This is a genomic window from Streptomyces sp. DH10 (genome assembly GCF_029813805.1).
Classification (GTDB): Bacteria; Actinomycetota; Actinomycetes; order Streptomycetales; family Streptomycetaceae; genus Streptomyces; species Streptomyces coeruleofuscus.
Window position 1 is genome coordinate 47,310 of record NZ_JARVKU010000013.1, and the last position, 19,660, is coordinate 66,969.

20 protein-coding genes are annotated in these 19,660 nt (G+C 71.5%); 13 read left to right on the plus strand and 7 right to left on the minus strand.

Features of this window, described 5'->3' with window-relative positions; genetic code table 11:
* Positions 1–3 precede the first annotated feature (3 nt).
* Entirely contained in the window at positions 4–3,951 is a 3,948-nt protein-coding gene (gene scy, locus QC385_RS25595; RefSeq protein ID WP_279543698.1) for a polarized growth protein Scy, read from the minus strand.
* Positions 3,952–4,183: 232 nt separating this feature from the next.
* Complete coding sequence (gene mce, locus QC385_RS25600) at positions 4,184–4,624, minus strand: methylmalonyl-CoA epimerase (RefSeq protein WP_059417187.1); 441 nt, start codon at positions 4,622–4,624, stop codon at positions 4,184–4,186.
* 148 nt (positions 4,625–4,772) lie between these two features.
* Between mce and QC385_RS25605 the strand changes: the two genes are divergently transcribed.
* Together QC385_RS25605 and meaB are read left to right on the plus strand one after the other, a co-directional pair.
* Complete coding sequence (locus tag QC385_RS25605) at positions 4,773–5,972, plus strand: acetyl-CoA C-acetyltransferase (RefSeq protein ID WP_279543699.1); 1,200 nt, start codon at positions 4,773–4,775, stop codon at positions 5,970–5,972.
* A 51-nt stretch (positions 5,973–6,023) separates the two neighbouring features.
* Positions 6,024–6,980 (plus strand): methylmalonyl Co-A mutase-associated GTPase MeaB, encoded by a 957-nt coding sequence (gene meaB / locus QC385_RS25610; RefSeq protein ID WP_086844639.1) that lies wholly within the window; start codon positions 6,024–6,026, stop codon positions 6,978–6,980.
* A 544-nt stretch (positions 6,981–7,524) separates the two neighbouring features.
* Here the strand turns inward: meaB and QC385_RS25615 are convergent.
* Positions 7,525–8,193, minus strand: a complete 669-nt coding sequence (locus QC385_RS25615; RefSeq protein WP_279543700.1) for a PepSY domain-containing protein — start codon at positions 8,191–8,193, stop codon at positions 7,525–7,527.
* A 116-nt stretch (positions 8,194–8,309) separates the two neighbouring features.
* On the opposite strand from QC385_RS25615, the gene QC385_RS25620 reads away from it, so the two are divergent.
* Positions 8,310–8,978, plus strand: coding sequence for a response regulator (locus QC385_RS25620; protein WP_086844643.1), 669 nt, complete (start codon positions 8,310–8,312; stop codon positions 8,976–8,978).
* Entirely contained in the window at positions 8,975–10,378 is a 1,404-nt protein-coding gene (locus QC385_RS25625; RefSeq protein WP_279543701.1) for a sensor histidine kinase, read from the plus strand. Before QC385_RS25620 ends, QC385_RS25625 begins: the two co-directional genes overlap by 4 nt.
* A 37-nt stretch (positions 10,379–10,415) precedes the next feature.
* Here the strand turns inward: QC385_RS25625 and QC385_RS25630 are convergent, their stop codons facing one another.
* From QC385_RS25630 to QC385_RS25645, 4 genes are all read right to left on the minus strand, one after another.
* On the minus strand, positions 10,416–10,892 hold the full coding sequence (locus QC385_RS25630; RefSeq protein WP_086844647.1) for a MarR family winged helix-turn-helix transcriptional regulator: 477 nt from the start codon (positions 10,890–10,892) through the stop codon (positions 10,416–10,418).
* A gap of 116 nt (positions 10,893–11,008) precedes the next feature.
* Positions 11,009–11,809: an AIM24 family protein gene (locus QC385_RS25635; RefSeq protein ID WP_279543706.1), complete on the minus strand. Its 801-nt coding sequence runs from the start codon at positions 11,807–11,809 to the stop codon at positions 11,009–11,011.
* Positions 11,806–12,456 carry an AIM24 family protein gene (locus QC385_RS25640; RefSeq protein WP_279543707.1) on the minus strand — a complete coding sequence of 217 codons (651 nt, stop codon included), beginning with the start codon at positions 12,454–12,456 and terminating at the stop codon, positions 11,806–11,808. The genes QC385_RS25635 and QC385_RS25640 overlap by 4 nt, the downstream gene beginning before the upstream one ends.
* Before the next feature lies 1 nt (position 12,457).
* Positions 12,458–13,090 (minus strand): AIM24 family protein, encoded by a 633-nt coding sequence (locus tag QC385_RS25645; protein ID WP_279543875.1) that lies wholly within the window; start codon positions 13,088–13,090, stop codon positions 12,458–12,460.
* A gap of 403 nt (positions 13,091–13,493) precedes the next feature.
* Here QC385_RS25645 and QC385_RS25650 point away from each other — a divergent pair, with 403 nt between their 5' ends.
* From QC385_RS25650 to QC385_RS25690, 9 genes are all read left to right on the plus strand, one after another.
* Entirely contained in the window at positions 13,494–13,838 is a 345-nt protein-coding gene (locus tag QC385_RS25650; protein WP_279543708.1) for a DUF3817 domain-containing protein, read from the plus strand.
* The gene (locus QC385_RS25655) at positions 13,835–14,128 is read left to right on the plus strand and encodes an MTH1187 family thiamine-binding protein (protein WP_279543709.1); all 294 of its coding nucleotides are present in this window, start codon (positions 13,835–13,837) and stop codon (positions 14,126–14,128) included. Before QC385_RS25650 ends, QC385_RS25655 begins: the two co-directional genes overlap by 4 nt.
* Positions 14,129–14,342: 214 nt before the next feature.
* Positions 14,343–15,461: a SchA/CurD-like domain-containing protein gene (locus QC385_RS25660; RefSeq protein WP_279543710.1), complete on the plus strand. Its 1,119-nt coding sequence runs from the start codon at positions 14,343–14,345 to the stop codon at positions 15,459–15,461.
* A gap of 61 nt (positions 15,462–15,522) precedes the next feature.
* On the plus strand, positions 15,523–15,987 hold the full coding sequence (locus QC385_RS25665) for a cupin domain-containing protein (protein ID WP_279543711.1): 465 nt from the start codon (positions 15,523–15,525) through the stop codon (positions 15,985–15,987).
* Positions 15,984–17,252, plus strand: a complete 1,269-nt coding sequence (locus QC385_RS25670; RefSeq protein ID WP_279543712.1) for a beta-ketoacyl-[acyl-carrier-protein] synthase family protein — start codon at positions 15,984–15,986, stop codon at positions 17,250–17,252. The genes QC385_RS25665 and QC385_RS25670 overlap by 4 nt, the downstream gene beginning before the upstream one ends.
* On the plus strand, positions 17,249–18,499 hold the full coding sequence (locus tag QC385_RS25675) for a ketosynthase chain-length factor (protein ID WP_279543713.1): 1,251 nt from the start codon (positions 17,249–17,251) through the stop codon (positions 18,497–18,499). The genes QC385_RS25670 and QC385_RS25675 overlap by 4 nt, the downstream gene beginning before the upstream one ends.
* Positions 18,500–18,534: 35 nt before the next feature.
* A complete protein-coding gene (locus QC385_RS25680) occupies positions 18,535–18,792 on the plus strand; it encodes an acyl carrier protein (RefSeq protein ID WP_279543714.1) in 258 nt (85 codons plus the stop codon).
* A 1-nt stretch (position 18,793) separates the two neighbouring features.
* Positions 18,794–19,273 carry an SRPBCC family protein gene (locus QC385_RS25685; protein ID WP_279543715.1) on the plus strand — a complete coding sequence of 160 codons (480 nt, stop codon included), beginning with the start codon at positions 18,794–18,796 and terminating at the stop codon, positions 19,271–19,273.
* A 26-nt stretch (positions 19,274–19,299) separates the two neighbouring features.
* Entirely contained in the window at positions 19,300–19,641 is a 342-nt protein-coding gene (locus QC385_RS25690; RefSeq protein WP_086844669.1) for a TcmI family type II polyketide cyclase, read from the plus strand.
* Positions 19,642–19,660 lie beyond the last annotated feature (19 nt).

The window sequence follows — 19,660 nt, forward strand, 5'->3', positions numbered from 1 at the left end:
TCGCTAGCTATCCGAGGACTTGCCACCCGAACGGGGTGCGCCGACTGTTGCGCCCGCCTTGACTCCGTTGTCCTTGGCCGGCGACGGGGCCTCGAAGGATTCCAACGCCTCCAGGACGTCCTGGACACGGGAGATCTCGGCGTTGATGTCCTCGCGGCGGCGGACCAGCACCTCCAGCTCGCGCTTGCCCTCCTCGACCGTGCGCTTGGCCTCGCGGATCGCCTCGGCCTTGAGCTCCTCGGCCTCCCGGACCAGCGTGGACTTCTTCTGCTCGGCCTCCTTGAGCAGCCCCTCCGCCTTCTTCACCGCGGCGATACGCACCTTGCCCGCCTCGGAGTTGGCCTCCGAGACGATCTCCTTGGCCTTCGCCTGCGCCTTCGCGAGCTGCTCCTCCGCGGCCTTGACGAGCGCGTCGCAGCGGTCACCCGCCGACTTCATCGTCTCGGCCGACTCCCGGCGGGCCCGCTCGTGCAGCTCCTCGATCTCCGCCGTGATGCGATCCCGCAGTTCCTCGGCCCGCTCCCTGATCTGCGTGGCGTCCCGGCGCGCGCCGACCAGCAGCTCGTCCGCGTCCGTACGGGCCTTCTCCACCAGCGAGTTGCCCTCGACCGTCGCCTCGGAAACGAGCCGGTCGGCCTCCTTGCGGGCCGCGCCCACCATCGTGTCGGCCTGCGACTCGGCCTCCGCGGTGGTCTTGTGCGCCTGCTGCTGCGCCTCGGTGAGGAGCTTGTCGGCCTCCGCCGTGGTCTCCGTGATGAGCTTGTCGACCTGCTCGGCCGCCTCGGAGCGCCGCTTGTTGGCGTCCTTGCGGGCCTCGTCCAGCGTGCGGTCGGCCTCCTCGCGCGCGGAGCTGACGAGCCGCTCCGCCTCCGCCTCGGCGGCCGCCTTGACGCGCTGTGCCTCGCCGCGGACCCGCTCGGCGTGCTGCTGCGCCGAGCCGACCGTCTCGGCGGCCTCGGCCCGCAGCCGCTCCGCCTCGGCGGTGGCCTCCCCGACCAGCTGGTCGGCCTTGGCGACCGACTCGGCCCGCACCCGCTCGGCCTCCGTGGCCGCCTCGGAACGCAGGCGCTCGGCCTCGGAGAGGGCTCCCGTACGGACCCGCTCGGCCTCGGCGACCGTCTCCATCCGCAGCCGGTCGGTCTCCTGGACCGTCTCGGTCGTGAGCCGCTCCGCCTCGTTGCGCGCCTCGGTGATGAGGGTGTCCGCCTGCGTCGCCGCGTCCGAGCGGATGCGGTTGGCGTCCTCGCGGGCGTCCGCCCGGGTACGCGAGGCGCTCTGCTCGGCCTCCGCGATGGCGTCCGACGCCTCCGTGCGCACCCGCTGGGCGTGCTCGGCGACGTCCGCGCGGATCCGCTCCGCCTCCGCGATCGCCTCGGACATCGTCCGCTCGGCGAGCGCCTTGGCGGCCTCGGACTCCTCGTGCGCCTCGCGCCGCAGCCGGCCGGCGTCCTCGCTCGCCCGGTCCCGCTCGGCGTAGGCGTCGGAGCGGACCCGGTCCGCCTCCTCCTGCGCCTCCCGCCGCGTACGGTCCGCCACGTGCTCGGCGGCGCTGCGCAGCCCGGCGATCTCGTCCTGCGCCTGCTCGTGCAGCCCCGCGACGGAGTCCCGGACCTGCTGCGCGTGCTGCTCGGCCGCCGACACCATCTCCGTGGCGCGGCGGTCGGCCTCCTCGACCAGCCGTACGGCCTCGGTCTGCGCCTCCTCCACGCGCTTGCGCGCGGAAGCCAGCAGCTCCTCGCTCTGCTCGCGGGCCCGCTCGCGCTCCTGGTCGGCCTCCTGCCGGGCGGAGCCGAGGAACTCCTCGGCCTCACGGCGGCGCCGGTTGGCCTCCTCCTGGGCGGCGGCCAGCGTCTCGGACGCCTCCGTGGCCAGCCGCTCGGCGGCGGCCTGCGCCTCCGCGCGCACCCGGTCGGCGCTCTCCTGCGCCTCCGACTTCAGCCGCTCGGCTTCGCTCGCGGCCTCCGAGCGCAGACGTACGGCGACGGCCTCGCCCTCGGCACGTGCGGCCGACGCGTCGGACGCGGCCTCGTCGCGCAGCCGCTCGGCCTCGGCCTCGGCCTGCTGCTGGAGCGTACGGATCCGCTCGGCGGCCTCGGCGCGCAGCCGCTCGTTCTCCTCGGCGGCCTCGCGGCGGATCCGCGCGGCCTCCTCCCGGGCGTCGGACAGCGCCTGCTCGGCGGCGGCGAGCCGCTCCTCCGCCTCCGTCTGGAGCCGCGTCAGCTCCTGCGCTGCTTCCGCGCGGCGGGCCTCTATGGCCCGCTCGGTCTCCTCGTGCAGCTCCCGCGCCACACGCTCGGCGTCCGCCTTGAGGGCCTCGGCCTGCTCGACGACCTCCTCGCGGTGCCGCTCGGCCTCCTGCCGGGTGCGCTGAAGGGTCTCCTCGGCCTGGCGGCGCAGGGTCGTCGCCCGCTCGATGGCCTCCGTACGGACCTTCTCGCTGTCCGTCTGGGCCGTCGTCCGCAGCTCGTCCGCGTCCGCCTTCGCCTTGGCGAGCAGTTCCTCGGCGGACCTCGCCGCCTCCTCGATCTGCGCCACGGCCTCCCTGCGGGCCTCGGCGCGGATCTTCTCGCCCTCGTCGACCGCGTCGGCCCTCAGCTGCTCGGCCTCGCCGCGCAGCCGGCGGGCCTCCTCCTGGAGCTCGACCGTCTTGGCGCGGTACTCCTTGGTGTCGTCCTTCGCCGCGCCCTTGAGCTCCTCGGCGATGTCGTGTGCCTCGGCGCGCAGCCGGTCCGCCTCGGCCTCGGCCTCCCTGCGGATCCGCTCGGCCTCCTCGGCCGCGGCCCTGGTGGTCTTCTTGGCGTCCTCCGACGCCTTGTTGAGCACCTCCTCGGCGGTCTTGGCCGCCTTGGACAGCTGGGTCGCCGTCTCCTCGGCCGTGAGCGTGCGGGCCTTCTCGGAGGCCTCCGCGACGATCTTCTCCGCCTCGGCGCGGGCGTCCGCGACGAGCTGCTCGGCCTCGGACTTGGTGTTCTCGGCCTCCTTCGTGGCCTCCTCGACCAGCCGGGCGACCTGCTCCTTGGCGGTGCGCGTGCGCGTCTCGTTGGCGGACTCCGCGCTGGCCAGGGCCTTGGCGGCGGCCTCCTTGGCCTCCGTGACCAGCTTCTCCGAGTCGGCCTGCGCCTTGCGCAGCGCCTCCTCGGCCTCGGCCATCCGCTGCTCGGCGGCCTTGCTCAGCTCCTGGGCCCGGCGGCGCTCGGACTCCGACTCCGAGGCCGTGGACGTCCGCAGCTGCTCGGCGTGGTCGGTGGCCTCCTGGGCCTGCGTCGAGGCGGCGTTGAGCAGCCGCTCGGCGTCCGTGCGGGCACGCCGCAGGATCTGCTCGGCCTCCGCGCGGGCCTCCTCGGCCGCACCCGTCAGCCGCTGCCGGGCCTCGGTCGTCAGCCGCTCGGCCTCCGAGCGGGCGGTCGCGAGGGCCTGCTCGGCCTCGGCGCGGGACTCCTCCAGCAGCCGGCGGGCCTGCTGCTCGGTGCGTGCCCGCAGTTGCTCCGCCCACGCCACGTTCTCGTTGACGTGCGACTCGACCGTCTGGCGGCGCTCGGCCAGCTCCTGGTCCAGCTGCTGGCGCCGGGTCACCGCCTCCTGGTGCAGCTCCGCCTGGAGCCGAGCCGCCTGCTCGGCGTGCTCCTGGAGGATCCGCTGGGTCTGGGCCCGGGCCTCGCTCAGCTCGCGATCGGCGTCCGCGCGGATCTGGTCGGCCTGCATCTGCGCGTTGCGCAGCAACTGCTCGGCCTGCCAGCCGATGTCGCCGCCGTCGAAGGAGGGCCGGGACATGATGGTGCGCCGCGCCTCGTGCAGCTTGGCGCGCAGCACCTCGACCTGGTAGCCGAGGTCCTCGGCGTGCTGGATCGCCTTTTCCCGCTCGGTCTTCAGCCGCTTCATCTCGGCTTCGAACCGAGAGAGGTGGTCGACGTCAGCCGCCGGCTCTCGCTCCTGGCTCTCGTAGCCCCGCACTGCGCGGTCCCATCCGTCCCCTGGTCGCAACTCTCTCCAAACGAGCTCCGTCCATCCGCCGAACGGGGCCCCCGGGGAATGGTGTCAGATCATCGGCGGAGCAGAGGCTGCTGCCCCGACGCTCGTCCCCCGAAACCCGGACCCCGGTGGTCCTGCCGTCGCACGGCGGGACCGCGGTCACCCTGGCTGAGCGGCGACCGCCCCCAACCCTACCGGCCCCTATGTACGAGGGTCAGTGCTCAGGTGACTCAACGGCCGCCGAAGTGACCAGTTCTGTCAGTACGCCATGGCAGTCCTTAGGGTGCAGGAAGGTGATCCGTGACCCCATGGAGCCGCGTCGCGGCTCTTCGTAGAGCACGCGTACGCCCTTGTCCTTGATGTCCGCGGCCTCGGCGTCCACGTCCGCCGTGCCGAAGGCGATGTGGTGGACGCCCTCCCCGTTCTTCGCCAGCCACTTCGCGACGGTGGAGTCCTCGCGGGTCGGCTCCAGGAGCTGGAGGTACGAGGCGCCGCCGTCGGACGTATCGTTGATCTTGAGCATGGCCTCGCGCACGCCCTGCTCCTCGTTGACCTCGGAGTGGAACACCTCGAAGCCGTAGGTGGCACGGTAGAACTCGACGGTCTTGTCGAGGTCGAAACAGGCGATCCCGATGTGGTCGATTCGCGTCAGCATGGATTCAGTGCAGCGCTCCGGAGGTGGTTACGCAACGTGCGCGCGATCACACCGACAGCCCGATGACGGGGTGGCGTACCGGTCAGTACATTCGAAGTAAACCCTCGTTCACTCCTCGGCTGTGCAGCCGGTAAGGGGATCGCAGCTCATGTCTTCTGCTACGACCAGCTCGGTGATCGTCTCGGGGGCGCGTACGCCCATGGGGCGGTTGCTCGGTTCACTGAAGTCCTTCTCCGGAGCCGACCTCGGCGGCTTCGCGATCAAGGCCGCCCTCGACCGTGCGGGGATCGGTGGCGACCAGGTGCAGTACGTGATCATGGGTCAGGTGCTCCAGGCCGGGGCGGGGCAGATCCCGGCGCGCCAGGCCGCCGTGAAGGCGGGCATCCCCATGAACGTGCCGGCGCTGACCATCAACAAGGTGTGTCTGTCGGGCCTCGACGCCATCGCGCTCGCCGACCAGCTGATCCGCGCGGGTGAGTTCGACGTGGTCGTCGCCGGCGGCCAGGAGTCCATGACCAACGCCCCGCACCTGCTGCCGAAGTCCCGCGAGGGCTTCAAGTACGGCGCCGTCGAGATGCTCGACGCCATGGCCCACGACGGGCTGACCGACTCCTTCGACGGCGTCGCCATGGGCGAGTCGACGGAGAAGCACAACACGCGCCTGGGCATCGGCCGCGCCGAGCAGGACGAGATCGCCGCGCTGTCGCACCAGCGGGCCGCCGCCGCGCAGAAGAACGGCCTGTTCGAGGCCGAGATCACGCCGGTGGAGATCCCGCAGCGCAAGGGCGACCCGGTGCTGTGCAGCAAGGACGAGGGGATCCGGGGCGACACCACCGCGGAGTCCCTCGGGAAGCTGCGTCCCGCCTTCGCCAAGGACGGCACGATCACGGCCGGTTCGGCGTCGCAGATCTCCGACGGTGCCGCCGCCGTCGTGGTGATGAGCAAGGCCAAGGCGCAGGAGCTCGGCCTGGAGTGGATCGCCGAGATCGGTGCGCACGGGAACGTGGCCGGGCCGGACAACTCGCTCCAGTCCCAGCCCTCCAACGCGATCCTGCACGCGCTCAAGAAGGAGGGGCTGGAGGTCTCGGACCTCGACCTCATCGAGATCAACGAGGCGTTCGCGGCGGTCGCCGTGCAGTCGATGAAGGACCTCGGGGTGTCCACCGAAAAGGTGAATGTCAACGGCGGTGCCATTGCCCTGGGTCACCCGATCGGGATGTCCGGTGCGCGGCTCGTGCTGCACCTCGCGCTGGAGCTGAAGCGGCGCGGCGGTGGCGTGGGCGCGGCCGCGCTGTGCGGTGGCGGTGGTCAGGGTGACGCGCTGATCGTGCGGGTACCGAAGGCCTGAGCAACCGGTTCCTCCGGCCTTCCGCATCTGAACGATCTGAACGGAGCTGTGATGCAGGACGTCTCCACGCTGGTCGCCCAGGCCAGGGAGGGCCGGCCGCGGGCCGTGGCCCGGCTGATCTCCCTGGTGGAGGGGGCGTCCCCGCAGCTCAGGGAGGTCATGGCGGCGCTCGCGCCGTTGGCGGGCAACGCGTACGTGGTCGGGCTGACCGGGTCGCCCGGGGTCGGCAAGTCCACGTCGACGTCGGCGCTGGTGACCGCGTACCGCAAGCAGGACAAGCGGGTCGGCGTGCTGGCCGTCGACCCGTCGTCCCCGTTCTCCGGCGGTGCGCTGCTCGGGGACCGGGTGCGGATGTCGGAGCACGCGTCGGACCCGGGCGTGTACATCCGGTCCATGGCGACGCGCGGCCATCTGGGCGGCCTCGCGTGGGCCGCGCCGCAGGCCATCCGGGTGCTGGACGCGGCGGGGTGCGACGTGATCATCGTCGAGACGGTGGGCGTCGGGCAGTCCGAGGTGGAGATCGCCTCGCAGGCGGACACGTCCGTGGTGCTGCTCGCGCCGGGGATGGGCGACGGGATCCAGGCGGCCAAGGCCGGGATCCTGGAGATCGGTGACGTGTACGTCGTGAACAAGGCCGACCGGGACGGAGCGGACGCGACCGCTCGCGAGCTGAACCACATGCTGGGGCTGGGAGAGGCCCGGCGCCCCGGGGACTGGCGCCCGCCCATCGTCAAGACGGTCGCCGCGCGCGGGGAGGGCATGGACGAGGTCGTCGAGGCCCTGGAGAAGCACCGGGCCTGGATGGAGGAGCGGGGAGTGCTCGCGGAGCGGCGCATGGCCCGTGCGGCACGGGAGGTCGAGACGATCGCGGTGACGGCGCTGCGGGAGCGGATCGGGGACCTGCACGGGGACCGGCGGCTGGGTGCGCTCGCGGAGCGGATCGTGGCGGGGGAGCTGGATCCGTACCGGGCGGCTGATGAGCTGGTGGCCGGGTTGACGGAGGGCTGAGCGGCGCGGTGCGGGTGCCTCCGGCGGTGGGGCGGGGTGCCTGGGGCGGCCTGTGCGGGTGCCTCCGGCGGTGGGGCGGGGTGCCTGCGGCGGCCTGTGCGGGTGCCTCCGGCGGTGGGGCGGGGTGCCTGCGGCGGCCTGTGCGGCTTTGGTGGGGGCTTGTGTCGCGCCTGCTCGCCGGTTGTGTGTCGGGGCCGCGTCGGGGGGTGTCCGTCCTCGGAACGGCGCGATGGGGTCGGATACCGGCTGACTGCCCGTTGACGCGCCAACCGCTGCGGGCGGACACCCCCCGACACGGCCCCTTCCGTGCGTGCGCGGGTGCGGGCGCGTCTCGGCCTGGGGCCCGGCCTCCCGCTCAGCTGCCGCGGGCCGCCGGTCCCGCCTAGCTGCGGGCAGTCTCGCCGGTCAGGGCGGCACGGGTGGGTGCAGCGGCACCCCGCTCCGCCGGGTTGCGGACCCACCCGGCCTCAGCACCGGTGCCGAGCACCTCGACGCCCCGGCGTCAGCAGCGACACCGGGGCGGCAGGAAAGCGGCTGGACCTGATCAGTCCTGGTCGTCGGAGTCGTCGTCCTGGTCGTCCGAGCGGTCCGCCGTGACCTTGCCCGTGCCGAGGTCGATCTTCCAGTCCTGCTCGGCGCCGCCGGACTTGTGCGTCTCGGCCTCCCAGGACTTGTTCTTGCCGTCCTCGTCGAGGTCGACCGACGTCACCGTGCCCTTGCCGGCGGCGGCCTTCGCGGCCTTCGCGGCCTCCTCGGCCGTCACGGAAGAGCCCTTCAGGGCCGCCCGCACCTGCGCCGTGTCGTCCTCGTCGTCGGCCTGCGAGCCGAGGACCTTGCCGTTGGACGGGTCGACACGGACGCTGTGCCAGCCGTTGTCGCCGGAGAGGACGTCGACCTTCCAGATCACCTTGGCGCTGTCGTCCTCGTCGTCCAGCTCCGCGGACACGGCCGTGCCGGGCGTGTGCTTCAGCGCGGAGGCGATGGCCTCGGACGCCGTCACGTCGGCGGAAGCGGCCCGCGCGGCGTCGTCGTCGCGGTCGTCCTGCGCGTCCGCGCCGTCCTGGTCGTCGCGGCCGTCGTCGTCCGACAGCCGGGTGTTCGCCGCCTGCCGCGCCGAGCCCTGGTCGTCTCCCGTGGTCGCGAGAGCCGTGGCCGTACCGCCTCCGATCAGAGCGGCAGCGGTCACAGCGGCGATCACGATGTTGCGCTTCATGCGGATTCCTCCCGAGTCGTTTCGTTTTCGACGTGTTCCAATCTGGCTGACCGACGCTGAGAGGAACCTGAAGACCCCTGAAGGGATCTTCAGCTTGGCTTTGCCACTCTTTACGCATGCGCCTGTTGATCGTGGAGGACGAGAAGCGGCTGGCCCTGTCGCTCGCCAGGGGCCTGACGGCCGAGGGGTACGCCGTGGACGTCGTCCACGACGGACGGGAGGGCCTGCACCAGGCGTCGGAGGGCACGTACGACCTGGTGATCCTCGACATCATGCTGCCCGGGCTCAACGGCTACCGGGTCTGCGCCGCCCTGCGCGCCGCCGGGCACGAGGTGCCGATCCTGATGCTCACCGCCAAGGACGGTGAGTACGACGAGGCCGAGGGGCTCGACACCGGCGCGGACGACTACCTGACCAAGCCCTTCTCGTACGTCGTGCTCGTCGCCCGGGTCAAGGCGCTGCTGCGGCGGCGCGGGGTGGGCGCCGGTGCCTCGCCCGTGCATGTGCACGGGGATCTGAAGGTGGACACCGCGGCTCGGCGGGTGTTCCTGGGGGAGGACGAGGTCGCCCTGACCGCCAAGGAGTTCTCCGTGCTGGAGCACCTCGTGCTGCGGGCCGGGGAGGTCGTGTCCAAGTCCGACATCCTCGAACACGTGTGGGACTTCGCGTACGACGGGGATCCCAACATCGTCGAGGTGTACGTCAGCACCTTGCGGCGGAAGCTGCGGGCGGGACTGATCCGGACCGTGCGCGGCGCCGGGTACCGGCTGGAGACGTCGCCATGAGGCGGCTGTTCGGGTCCGTCCGGGCGCGGGCCACGCTGGGAGCCACGCTCGTGGTCGCGGTGGCGCTCGTCGCGGCCGGGGCCGCCGTCCTGCTGTCCTTGAAGTCCAACCTGATGGGTGAGGCCGGCACCCGGGCGGAGCGCTCCGCCCGGGTGATCGCCTCCCAGCTCGCCGCCGGGACGCCGTACGACAAGCTGTCCGGGCTGGACGGCGACGACGGGCCGGTCCAGGTCCTCGCCGCGAAGAAGCGGCTGGTGAGGGCCAGCGAGGATCTGGAGAAGATCAGCGGTACCGACTCCGACCGGGTGAAGCCGCAGTCGCCGGTGGCGCCCGGCGGGGACGACGACTCCGACGACCACGAAGAGGACCTCGAACCAGGGGAGATCGCCGGGGAGAGCACCTTCAAGAACGGGTCCGCGACGATCGACGGCGACACGGAGGACTACCGGTTCGCCGCCATCGAGGTCGAGACCCATGACCGGGGGCGTCTGAAGGTCTACGCCGGTGCCCCGCTGGCCGCCGAGCACGGGGCCGTGCAGACGGCGCTGACGGTGATGCTGATCGGGTTCCCGCTGCTGCTCGGCGTCGTCGCGGGGGTGACCTGGCTGGTCACCCGGCGGGCGCTGCGGCCGGTGGAGGGCATCCGCAGCGAGATGGCCGCGATCACCGCCTCCCAGGACCTCGCGCGCCGTGTCCCGGAGCCGCAGACGCACGACGAGGTCGCCCGGCTCGCCCGGACGACGAACGAGACGCTCGCGGCCCTGGAGACCTCCGTGGAGCGGCAGCGGCGCTTCGTCGCCGACGCCTCCCACGAGCTACGGAGCCCGATCGCCTCGCTGCGCACGCAGTTGGAGGTGGCCGCCGCGCATCCCGAGCTGCTGGACCTCGACGGGGCCGTGGAGGACACCGTACGGCTCCAGCGGCTCGCCGCCGACCTGCTGCTGCTCGCCCGGCTGGACGCGGGGGAGCGGCCCCACGACGCGAAGGTCGACCTCGCCGGGCTGGCCCGGGAGGCGGCCGAGGGGCGGACGGGTGTGACGGTGGACGCGGAGCCGGTGAACGTGGCCGGATCGCGCGGGCAGCTGGGCCGCGTACTGGCCAATCTGCTCGACAACGCCCAGCGGCACGCCCGGTCGGCCGTCGTCGTGACCGTGCGGCGGGAGGGTGACCTGGCCCTGGTCGGGGTGGCGGACGACGGGGACGGCGTGCCCCAGTCCGACCGGGAGCGGATCTTCGAGCGGTTCGTACGGCTGGACGCCGCCCGCAGCCGTGACGACGGCGGTGCCGGGCTGGGCCTCGCCATCGCCCGGGACGTCGCCGTACGGCACGGCGGCACGCTCACGGCCGGCCAGGGGCCCGCAGGCGGAGCCCTGTTCGAACTCCGCCTGCCGCTCGCCTAGCCGGAACGGACGGGATGTGCGATCCGGGGTACGGCCGCTACGGGCGTCCGCGCTGGCCGCGCAGGTGCTCCGCGATGGGCTTGAGGCCCTTGTCGAGCTCCGTCAGGGCCTCGGGCGACAGCAGGTCGATGAAGTGCCTCCGCACGGACGCCACATGGTGGGGCGCGACCTTCTGCATCGTCGCCATGCCGTGCTCGGTGAGGACCGCGTAGAGCCCCCGGCGGTCGGACTCGCAGTTCTCGCGCCGGACCAGGTTCGCGTTCTCCATGCGCGTGATCTGGTGCGAGAGGCGGCTCTTGGACTGGAGGGTGGCGGAGGCGAGGTCGCTCATCCGCATCCGCTGGTCCTCCGACTCGGAGAGATTCACCAGGATCTCGTAGTCGTTCATTGTCAGGCCGAACGGCTGCAGGTCCTTTTCGAGCTGGTACGTCAACAGCCTGTTGACCTCCAGGTGGGTGCGCCAAGCGCACTGCTCCGCATCGGTCAGCCAGCGGGTGGCCGTCTCGGTCTCCATGAATGAAGTCTACCTAAAAGGTTGAAAGGCGAACTAGTGAGGGTTTTCGTGTGACGGAGCGCACCCGCCGAACATCGGTGCGCAGACGTTCGATGTCACACTCCGCAGACTACCGCTCACAGCCCGAAGCGACGCTGGAGGTCCCCCAGCTGTCCGGGAAGACGCGGTACGCCGGACTGGCCTGCCTGGGGGCTGTGAGCCCCGCCGCCGGGCACGCCGGCCTGGTGCGGAACGGCCCCCGTGGCGTGCTCGGCCATGAGGGTCTCGGAGGACTGGAGCAGGACCGTGCCGGCCCCGACGAACTCGAACTGGTGCTCCTCCCCGGAAACCCCGCCGAGGCCCGTCAGCGCACGTAGACCGCCCATTACGCCGGTCATGTATCCGTGGTCGTAGTGGTGGCACGGCGAGGGGCAGTCGGCCCATCCGACCAGGGCCTGGGGGTCGACCCGGACGGGGGGTTCCATGAACACCACGGGGCCGTTCGACGCGGCCACGAACTTTCCGGTTCCGATGAGGGTCAGGAAACCCGGCACGATTGATTGCTTCAGCGACAGAGTTGGCTGAAAAGCGAGGAGGTTGCCCGAGCGAATGGTCAGGTTGCCGTTCTCGAGGTCGTACGAGTTCACGTCGAAGGCCCGGTCGGCGAGGAGCATCTTGCCCGAGCCCTCCGCCACGACCCAGTCGCTCGCGTGCAGTGGCGAATGGAAGGAAGTACGGACGAGACGGTCCAGCCGGCCGTGCCCGACACCGTTGAAGTCGATCGAGCCGTAGTAGGCGATCATCTTCCCCTTCTGGAGGAACCACTGGCTCCCCTTGAGCTCCACGCAGAAGGTGTAGGGATTGACGTTGTCGTCGGGCGGCAGCGTCGCCGGGTCGAAGACCGCGGGGCCGGCGCCCGGGGTTCCGTAGGTGCTCACAGCTTCTCCTCCGACGCCTGGACGTACACCGCACCGCTGCCGCTGAGCTCCAGCTGGAACGCCTCGCCCGAGCCGCGGCCCACCATGTCCCGCCAGCCCAGGGCGGTGGACAGCTTGTTGCGGACGTCGCCGTGGTGGGCGACGTAGGCCTGCGGGTCCACGTGCACCGGCCGCTGGGGCGTGACCGGGATCTCGATCACTCCGCCATGGGCCATGACCGCGACGGCCCCGTGCCCCTTGAGCGTGGTCGTGAACAGCCCCTGGCCGCTGACCTGGCCGCGCACCATGCCCATGACGCCGCCCTGCGAGCCCAGGAACATCGTGCCCTGCTGGAGCGTGCCCTCGAAGGCCAGGAGGCGGTCCGCCTCGACGTACAGCGTGTCGCCGGCGAGCTGGATCACCTGGACGTGGTGCCCGCCGTGCCCGAAGAGGACGGTGCCGCTGCCCTCGACCGTCATCAGGGGCGTGTCCTCGTCGGCGACCCGGCGGCCGATCATCGACACGAGCCCGCCCTGGCCGCCGGCCGTGTTGGGCGTGAAGGACACCTCGCCCCGGTACGCGAGCATCGCGCCGCGCTGGCTGAACAGCCGCTGGCCCGGCGCGACGGTCGCCTCGACCATCTTCGCGTTGATCTCCCGGAAGGCCATGTCACACGTCTCCCGCGATCGTGTTCCGCTCGCTCGGCTGCACGTACACCAGCCCGTCCCCCTCGAACCGCATCTGGAAGGCCTCGCCGCCGCCCTCCCCGAGCAGCGTGCGGAACGTCACACCGGACTGGAAGGACTGCCGGAGATTCCCCTGGTGCGCCACGTACGCCCCCGGGTCGACGGTCAGCGGGTACTGCGGGCTGACGCGCAGCACCACCGCCGGGCCGTCCGACATGATCGCCGCCTGGCCGTGGCCCTCGATGGTCGTCGTGAACAGCCCGTTGCCCTGCGAGGCGCCGCGCAGGCCGGTGAACTCCGTCCCCGTGCGCAGCCCGCCGTCGGTCGCGAGCAGGTTGCTCGACTCCACGTAGAGCTTGTCGCCCTGGACGGTGACCAGGTTGATCTCGGAGGCGCGGTCCGCGAACCAGCAGGTCCCCCGCCCCTTCACCTCCATCAAGGTCATCTGCTCACCGGTCAGCCGCCGGGTCACCATGCCTCGTATGCCCTCGCCGCCGCCGCTGAGCTTCTTGAAGGCCATTTCGCCGTCGTACGCCACCATGGAGCCGTTCTTCGCCTTCACGGCGTCTCCGGTCATGTCGACGGCGAGCACCTTGCTGCTCTGAAGTCGGAACATCGCCACGAAGGTGAAGGTAGCCGCAGGTGGGGCGATACGGACAGGGCCTGTGGGTGGAGAACGACCCTGACCGCACCCCTAGGGGGGGGTCCGCAAAGTCCCGCCTGCCTCGCGACGCCCGGCACGCCCTCTCGCCGCACCGTGCGAACACCCGCGTACAACCAGTACGCGGGCGTCCGCCCGGCACTCCCCCAGCCTTCGGCCGGGGGGGGACCCCCAGAGCACGCACCGGACGCCGCGAGGCCCGCCCTCCGGGCGGACGACGGGGCTTTACGGACACCCCCTAGGGGCCGGGCCCCGCAGCCGTTTGCCACAATGGGCCGGACGCTTGTGCGTGCGTTCACAAACCGTCAGACCGTACAGACCGTTCAGACCGCCGCGTCTTTCCCACCGAAGGTGACCCGTGGACCTCAAGACCGCCACCGCCCTCCGCCGCCTCCGCCTGGTCTCGGCCCCCGAGGCGATCTCCTTCCTCCTCCTGCTGGTCTGCTCGGTGCTGAAGCGGACCACGGACTTCAACGCCGTGCCGGTGATGGGCATGGTGCACGGAGTCCTGTTCATCCTGTACGTGATCTTCTGGGCCGACGCGTGGAACCGGACGAAGTGGCCGGTGAAGACCGGCGCGCTGTACTTCGTGCTGTCGGTGCTGCCGGCCGGCGGGTTCTTCGCCGAGCGCAAGCTGCGGCGTGAGACCGAGGACGCGGTCATCGCGTCCCGGGCGCGCCAGGAAGGGGCGGTGAAGGCGTGATCGTCGCCTTTTCCGTGACGCCCCTGGGGGTCGGCGAGGACGTGGGGGAGTACGTCGCCGACGCCGTCCGTGTGGTGCGCGCGTCGGGCCTGCCCCACCGGACCGACGCGATGTTCACCTCGATCGAGGGCGAGTGGGACGAGGTCATGGACGTCGTCAAGCGCGCCGTCGCCGCGGTCGAGCAGCGGGCTCCGCGTGTGTCCCTGGTCCTCAAGGCGGACATCCGTCCCAGCGTGACGGACGGACTGACCTCCAAGGTGGAGACGGTGGAGCGGCATCTCGCCGAGTAGACCGTAAGGACCACAGCCCCGGCTCTTCACGGGCCGGGGCTTCTTCGTGTCCTGGCGAGGCACAAACGTGCCCTGCGCACCAGGCAGTTCCCTCTGATGACTCGTGCGGCTCGCGGAGTCCGACGCACCGACCCACGATGAGGGCTCAGGGCCGACCGCCGTCCCGCTGCCGGACACGGCGGCCGCCGTCCGCCCAGCGAAGGAAGGGCCTGCCGTGAACACTTCGACGTATACGTCCCAGTCGGCGTTCGACGGCTCGAGGCTGCGCGTCATCCTGCTCGTCGATCTCCACGAAGGCGCCCAGCAGCGGTTCCTCGACGCGTACGAGCACATGCGCAGCCGGGTCGCGTCGGTTCCCGGTCACCTCGGTGACCAGCTGTGCCAGTCCGTGGAGAACCCGTCCCAGTGGCTCATCACCAGCGAATGGGCCACTGCGCCGCCGTATCTCGCCTGGGTGAACAGCGAAGAGCACCTGGAGACCGTCAGGCCCATGCAGGACTGCGTCCGGGACATCCGGTCGATGCGTTACAGCATCGTCCGTGAGACCGGGCGTGCGCTCCCGCCCACCGCCGGGACCGCCGACGGGGTCCAGGCGCCGGTGCGGATGGGTGACGGAGTGACGCGCCATGCGCTGACGTTCACCGTCAAGCCCGGCTCCGAGTCGAAGGTCGCGGACATCCTGGCCGGCTACGCGCCACCCCAGGCCCGCGCCGACGACTCCACACGACTGCGCCGCACGACGCTGTTCATGCACGGCAACCGAGTCGTACGCACCGTCGAGGTGGAGGGCGATCTGCAGACGGCGCTGCGCCACGTCTCGCGTCAGCCGGAGGTGCGGGCCGTCGAGGAAGCCCTCAATCCGCACCTCGAACAGAGCAGGGATCTGGCCGATCCCGCGTCGGCACGGGCCTTCTTCATCCGCGCGGCCATGCCGGCCGTACACCACGTGGCGCGTGGCGGACCGGAGCCGGACGGTCTGCGGCGTCACGCCCTGTACTACCCGGCCCGTGAGGGCTGCGGGATGGCGCTGGCACGACTGCTCGCCCAGCAGGACGAGGCCGCCGCGGCCGACCCCGCCGGGCCCGTGCACCGCAGCACCGTCTTCCACCGGGACGACCTGGTCGTCCGTCTCATCGACACGCGGGATCCCGAGACCGATCCGGTCAGGGCGCTCGGCCTGCACGGCAGGAGGAAGGCCGCCGTCATGGCCCGCCTGCTCGACGGCGCCGCACTCGGCGTAGAAGGGCCGCTCTCGGGCGACCGGGACGCCACCCGCCTCCTGGCGCACACCGACATGACGCTGATCACCGATCGCAGGGCTGCCCAGTCCTGACAGTCCGTGGACGACACCCGCCCGTGGACGAACACCCCACAGACCGACCTGGAGACGGACCATGTACAAGACGCGCCCGCGCATCGTGGACCTCAGCGAGACCGAGCCCAACCGCAAGCGTGGCGGCGACCTGCGCACCCTGCTCACGCCCCTCACGGTGGGCTCCACGAGCGGGTTCATGGGCCTGGCCATCATGCAGCCGGGGGAACGCATCAGCGAGCACTACCACCCGTACTCGGAGGAGTTCGTCTACGTCGTCCAGGGCGAGCTGGAAGTCGACCTGGACGATGTGACGCACCCGATCCGCGCCGACCAGGGCCTCATGGTCCCCATCGGCATGCGGCACCGCTTCCGCAACGTCGGTGACGTCGAAGCCCGGATGGTCTTCCATCTGGGCCCGCTGGCTCCGAAGCCGAGCATGGGCCACGTCGACACGGAGGCCGTGGAGGGGGACGCGAGCGGCGAGGCGTACCCGGCCGTGCACGGGGACGGCGCGCAGCCCGAACGCCGCGGGGTGCCCTCGTGACCCGGCGGGTGGCGGTCACCGGCATCGGCGTCGTCGCCCCGGGCGGCATCGGGGTGCCGGCCTTCTGGGACCTCCTCTCAGGCGGCCGTACCGCGACGCGCGGCATCACCCTGTTCGATCCCGAGGGGCTGCGTTCACGTATCGCGGCCGAGTGCGACTTCGACCCGCTCGCGCAGGGGCTCGATCAGGGCGTGGCCGAACGCGCCGACCGGTACATACAGTTCGCCCTCGTCGCCGCCGCAGAGGCGGTGGCCGACTGCGGCATCGACTTCGGCGCCGAGAACCCGTGGCGCGTGGCCGTCTCGCTCGGCAGCGCCGTGGGCGGCACGACTCGCCTGGAGCACGACTACGTCCTGGTCAGCGAGCGAGGGCAACGCTGGGACGTCGACCACCGTGCCGCTGGTCCCCAGCTGCACAGGGCGTTCTCGCCCAGCACCCTGGCGTCCGACGTCGCCGAGCACTTCGGCGCCCAGGGGCCGGTGCAGACCGTGTCGACCGGCTGCACCTCCGGACTCGACGCGGTGGGCTACGGCTTCCACACGATCGAGGACGGCCGCGCCGACATCTGCATCGCCGGAGCGTCCGACTCCCCGATCTCCCCGATCACCATGGCCTGCTTCGACGCCATCAGGGCGACCTCCCCGAACAACGACGACCCCGCGCACGCCTCCCGGCCCTTCGACGCCCACCGCGACGGATTCGTCATGGGAGAGGGCTCCGCCGTGCTCGTCCTGGAGGAGCTCGAACACGCCCGTGCCCGCGGCGCGCACGTCTACTGCGAGATCGGCGGCTACGCCACCTTCGGCAACGCGTACCACATGACCGGGCTGACCAGCGAGGGCCTGGAGATGGCCAGGGCCATCGACACCGCGCTCGGACAGGCCCGTCTGGATCCCTCACTCATCGACTACGTGAACGCGCACGGCTCGGGCACCCGCCAGAACGACCGTCACGAGACCGCCGCGGTCAAGCGGTCCCTGGGCGCCCACGCCTACGACACGCCCATGAGTTCGATCAAGTCCATGGTGGGCCACTCGCTCGGTGCGATCGGCGCGATCGAGGTCGTCGCCTGCGTGCTGGCCCTGGCCCACCAGGTGGTCCCGCCGACGGCGAACTACGAGACCCCGGACCCCGAGTGCGACCTGGACTACGTACCGCGCACCGCGCGCCCGCGCAAGCTCGCCAACGTGCTGTCCGTGGGCAGCGGCTTCGGCGGGTTCCAGTCCGCGGTGCTTCTGACGGGGCCGGCCGGGAGGAAACGATGAGCGCTCAGCCGAACCGCCGCACCGCCATCACGGGGATCGGTGTGGTCGCGCCCAACGGACTGCACACGGAGACCTACTGGAAGTCCGTCAAGGAGGGCCTGTCCGTACTCGACCGGATCACCCGGGAAGGGTGCGGGCACCTTCCGCTCCGCGTCGCCGGCGAGGTCAGGGGATTCGACCCCTCGGCACTCATCGAGGAGACCTTCCTCGTCCAGACCGACCGGTTCAGCCACTTCGCGATGGCCGCCGCCGGTGCGGCCCTGAAGGACGCGGGACTGAGCGATGCGGCCACCGACTCCCCGTACTCCGTCGGTGTGGTCACCGCCGCCGGATCCGGTGGCGGTGAATTCGGCCAGCGGGAGCTGCAGAAGCTGTGGGGACAGGGGTCCCGGTTCGTCGGTCCCTACCAGTCCATCGCCTGGTTCTACGCGGCCAGCACGGGCCAGATCTCCATTCGCAGCGGCTTCAAGGGCCCCTGCGGGGTGGTCGCGAGCGACGAGGCCGGCGGCCTGGACGCCGTCGCGCACGCGGCCCGGACCGTGGGGCGGGGGACCGACGTGGTCGTGGCCGGGGCGGCCGAAGCGCCGCTCGCTCCGTACTCGATGGTCTGCCAGCTCGGGTACCCGGAGCTCAGCACGGTCGAGGACCCGGCACGGGCCTACCGGCCCTTCACCTCCGCGGCCTGCGGCTTCGTCCCGGCCGAAGGGGGTGCCGTGCTGGTCGTCGAGGACCTGGACCGCGCACGCCGGCGTGACGCGGACGTCCGCGCCACCGTGGCGGGCCATGCGGCCACGTTCACCGGCGCCTCGCGCTGGGACCGCTCACGGGAGGGACTCGCCCACGCCATCCGCGGTGCCCTCGACGAGGCCGGCTGCGCACCGGAGGAGATCGGCGTGGTCTTCGCCGACGCGCTGGGCGTCCCGGAGGCGGACCGCGCCGAGGCCCTCGCCCTCGCCGACGCCCTCGGCCCGCACGGCACCCGCGTACCCGTCACGGCCCCCAAGACGGGCATCGGGCGGTCCTACTGCGGGGCACCCCTGCTGGACGTCGCCGCCGCGGTGATGGCCATGGAGGAAGGGCTGATCCCGCCCACGCCCAACGTCTTCGACATCTGCCACGACATCGACCTGGTGACGTCGACGGCGCGCCCGGCCGAGCTGAGCACGGCCCTGGTCCTCAGCCGTGGACTCATGGGCTCCAACGCGGCGCTGGTACTGCGCCGCGACCCGGGACCGGCCGCCCGGTGAAGCCCACCGCATCCGTACGACAAAGGAGAACGCGCATGAGCAGTGAAGTGACCCTCGAAGAGCTGGCCGCACTGATGAAGAAGGCCGCCGGTGTCACCGTCGACCCGCACGACCTCGAAGCCCGGGTGGACACCCCCTTCGCCGAGTTCGGGCTGGACTCGCTCGGCCTCCTCGGCATCGTGGGCGAGCTGGAGAACCGGCACGCACGGGCGCTGCCCACCGACGCGGAGAAGTGCAAGAGCCCCCGCGACTTCCTCGACTTCGTCAACAGCACGCTCACGGCAGGAGCCTGACATGGCAGGGCACACCGAGAACGAGATCACCATCGCCGCACCCCTCGACCTCGTCTGGGACATGACCAACGACGTCGAGAGATGGCCGCAGCTGTTCAGCGAGTACGCGGACGCCGAGGTGCTGACCCGACAGGGCGACACGGTGACCTTCCGCCTGACCATGCACCCCGACGAGAACGGCAAGGTGTGGAGCTGGGTGTCGGAACGGACCACCGACCGCGACAAGCTCACCGTCACGGCACGCCGGGTCGAACCCGGTCCGTTCGAGTACATGAACATCCGGTGGGAATACGAAGAGACCCCCGACGGCACCCGGATGCGCTGGACCCAGGACTTCGCCATGAGGCCGGACGCGCCGGTCGACGACGCCGGGATGACGGACATCATCAACCGCAACTCGCCCGTCCAGATGGCCCTCATCCGCGACCGCATCGAGCAGGCCGCCGACGAGCGGCGGACCTCCCCCGTCACGCCCGCCTGAACGGCGCCGCCGCGTAAGGAGACTCCATGCACCACGCCCTGATCGTCGCCCGGATGGCGCCGCACTCGGCTCCGGACATCGCCGAGGTCTTCGCGGCCTCCGACCGCGGCGACCTGCCCCGCCTCGTCGGGGTGACCCAGCGTTCCCTCTTCCAGTTCGGCGATGTGTACATGCACTTCATCGAGGCCGAGCAGGACCCGGGCCCTGCCATCGCGCGCGTGGCCGGGCACCCCGAGTTCCGCGACATCAGCAGCAAGCTCGAGGCGTATGTCAGTCCGTACGACCCGCAGACCTGGCGCGGCCCGAAGGACGCGATGGCTCAGTGCTTCTACCACTGGGAGAGAGACACGGCCCCGGTCACCCGGTGAAGCCGACGAGAGAAGAAGG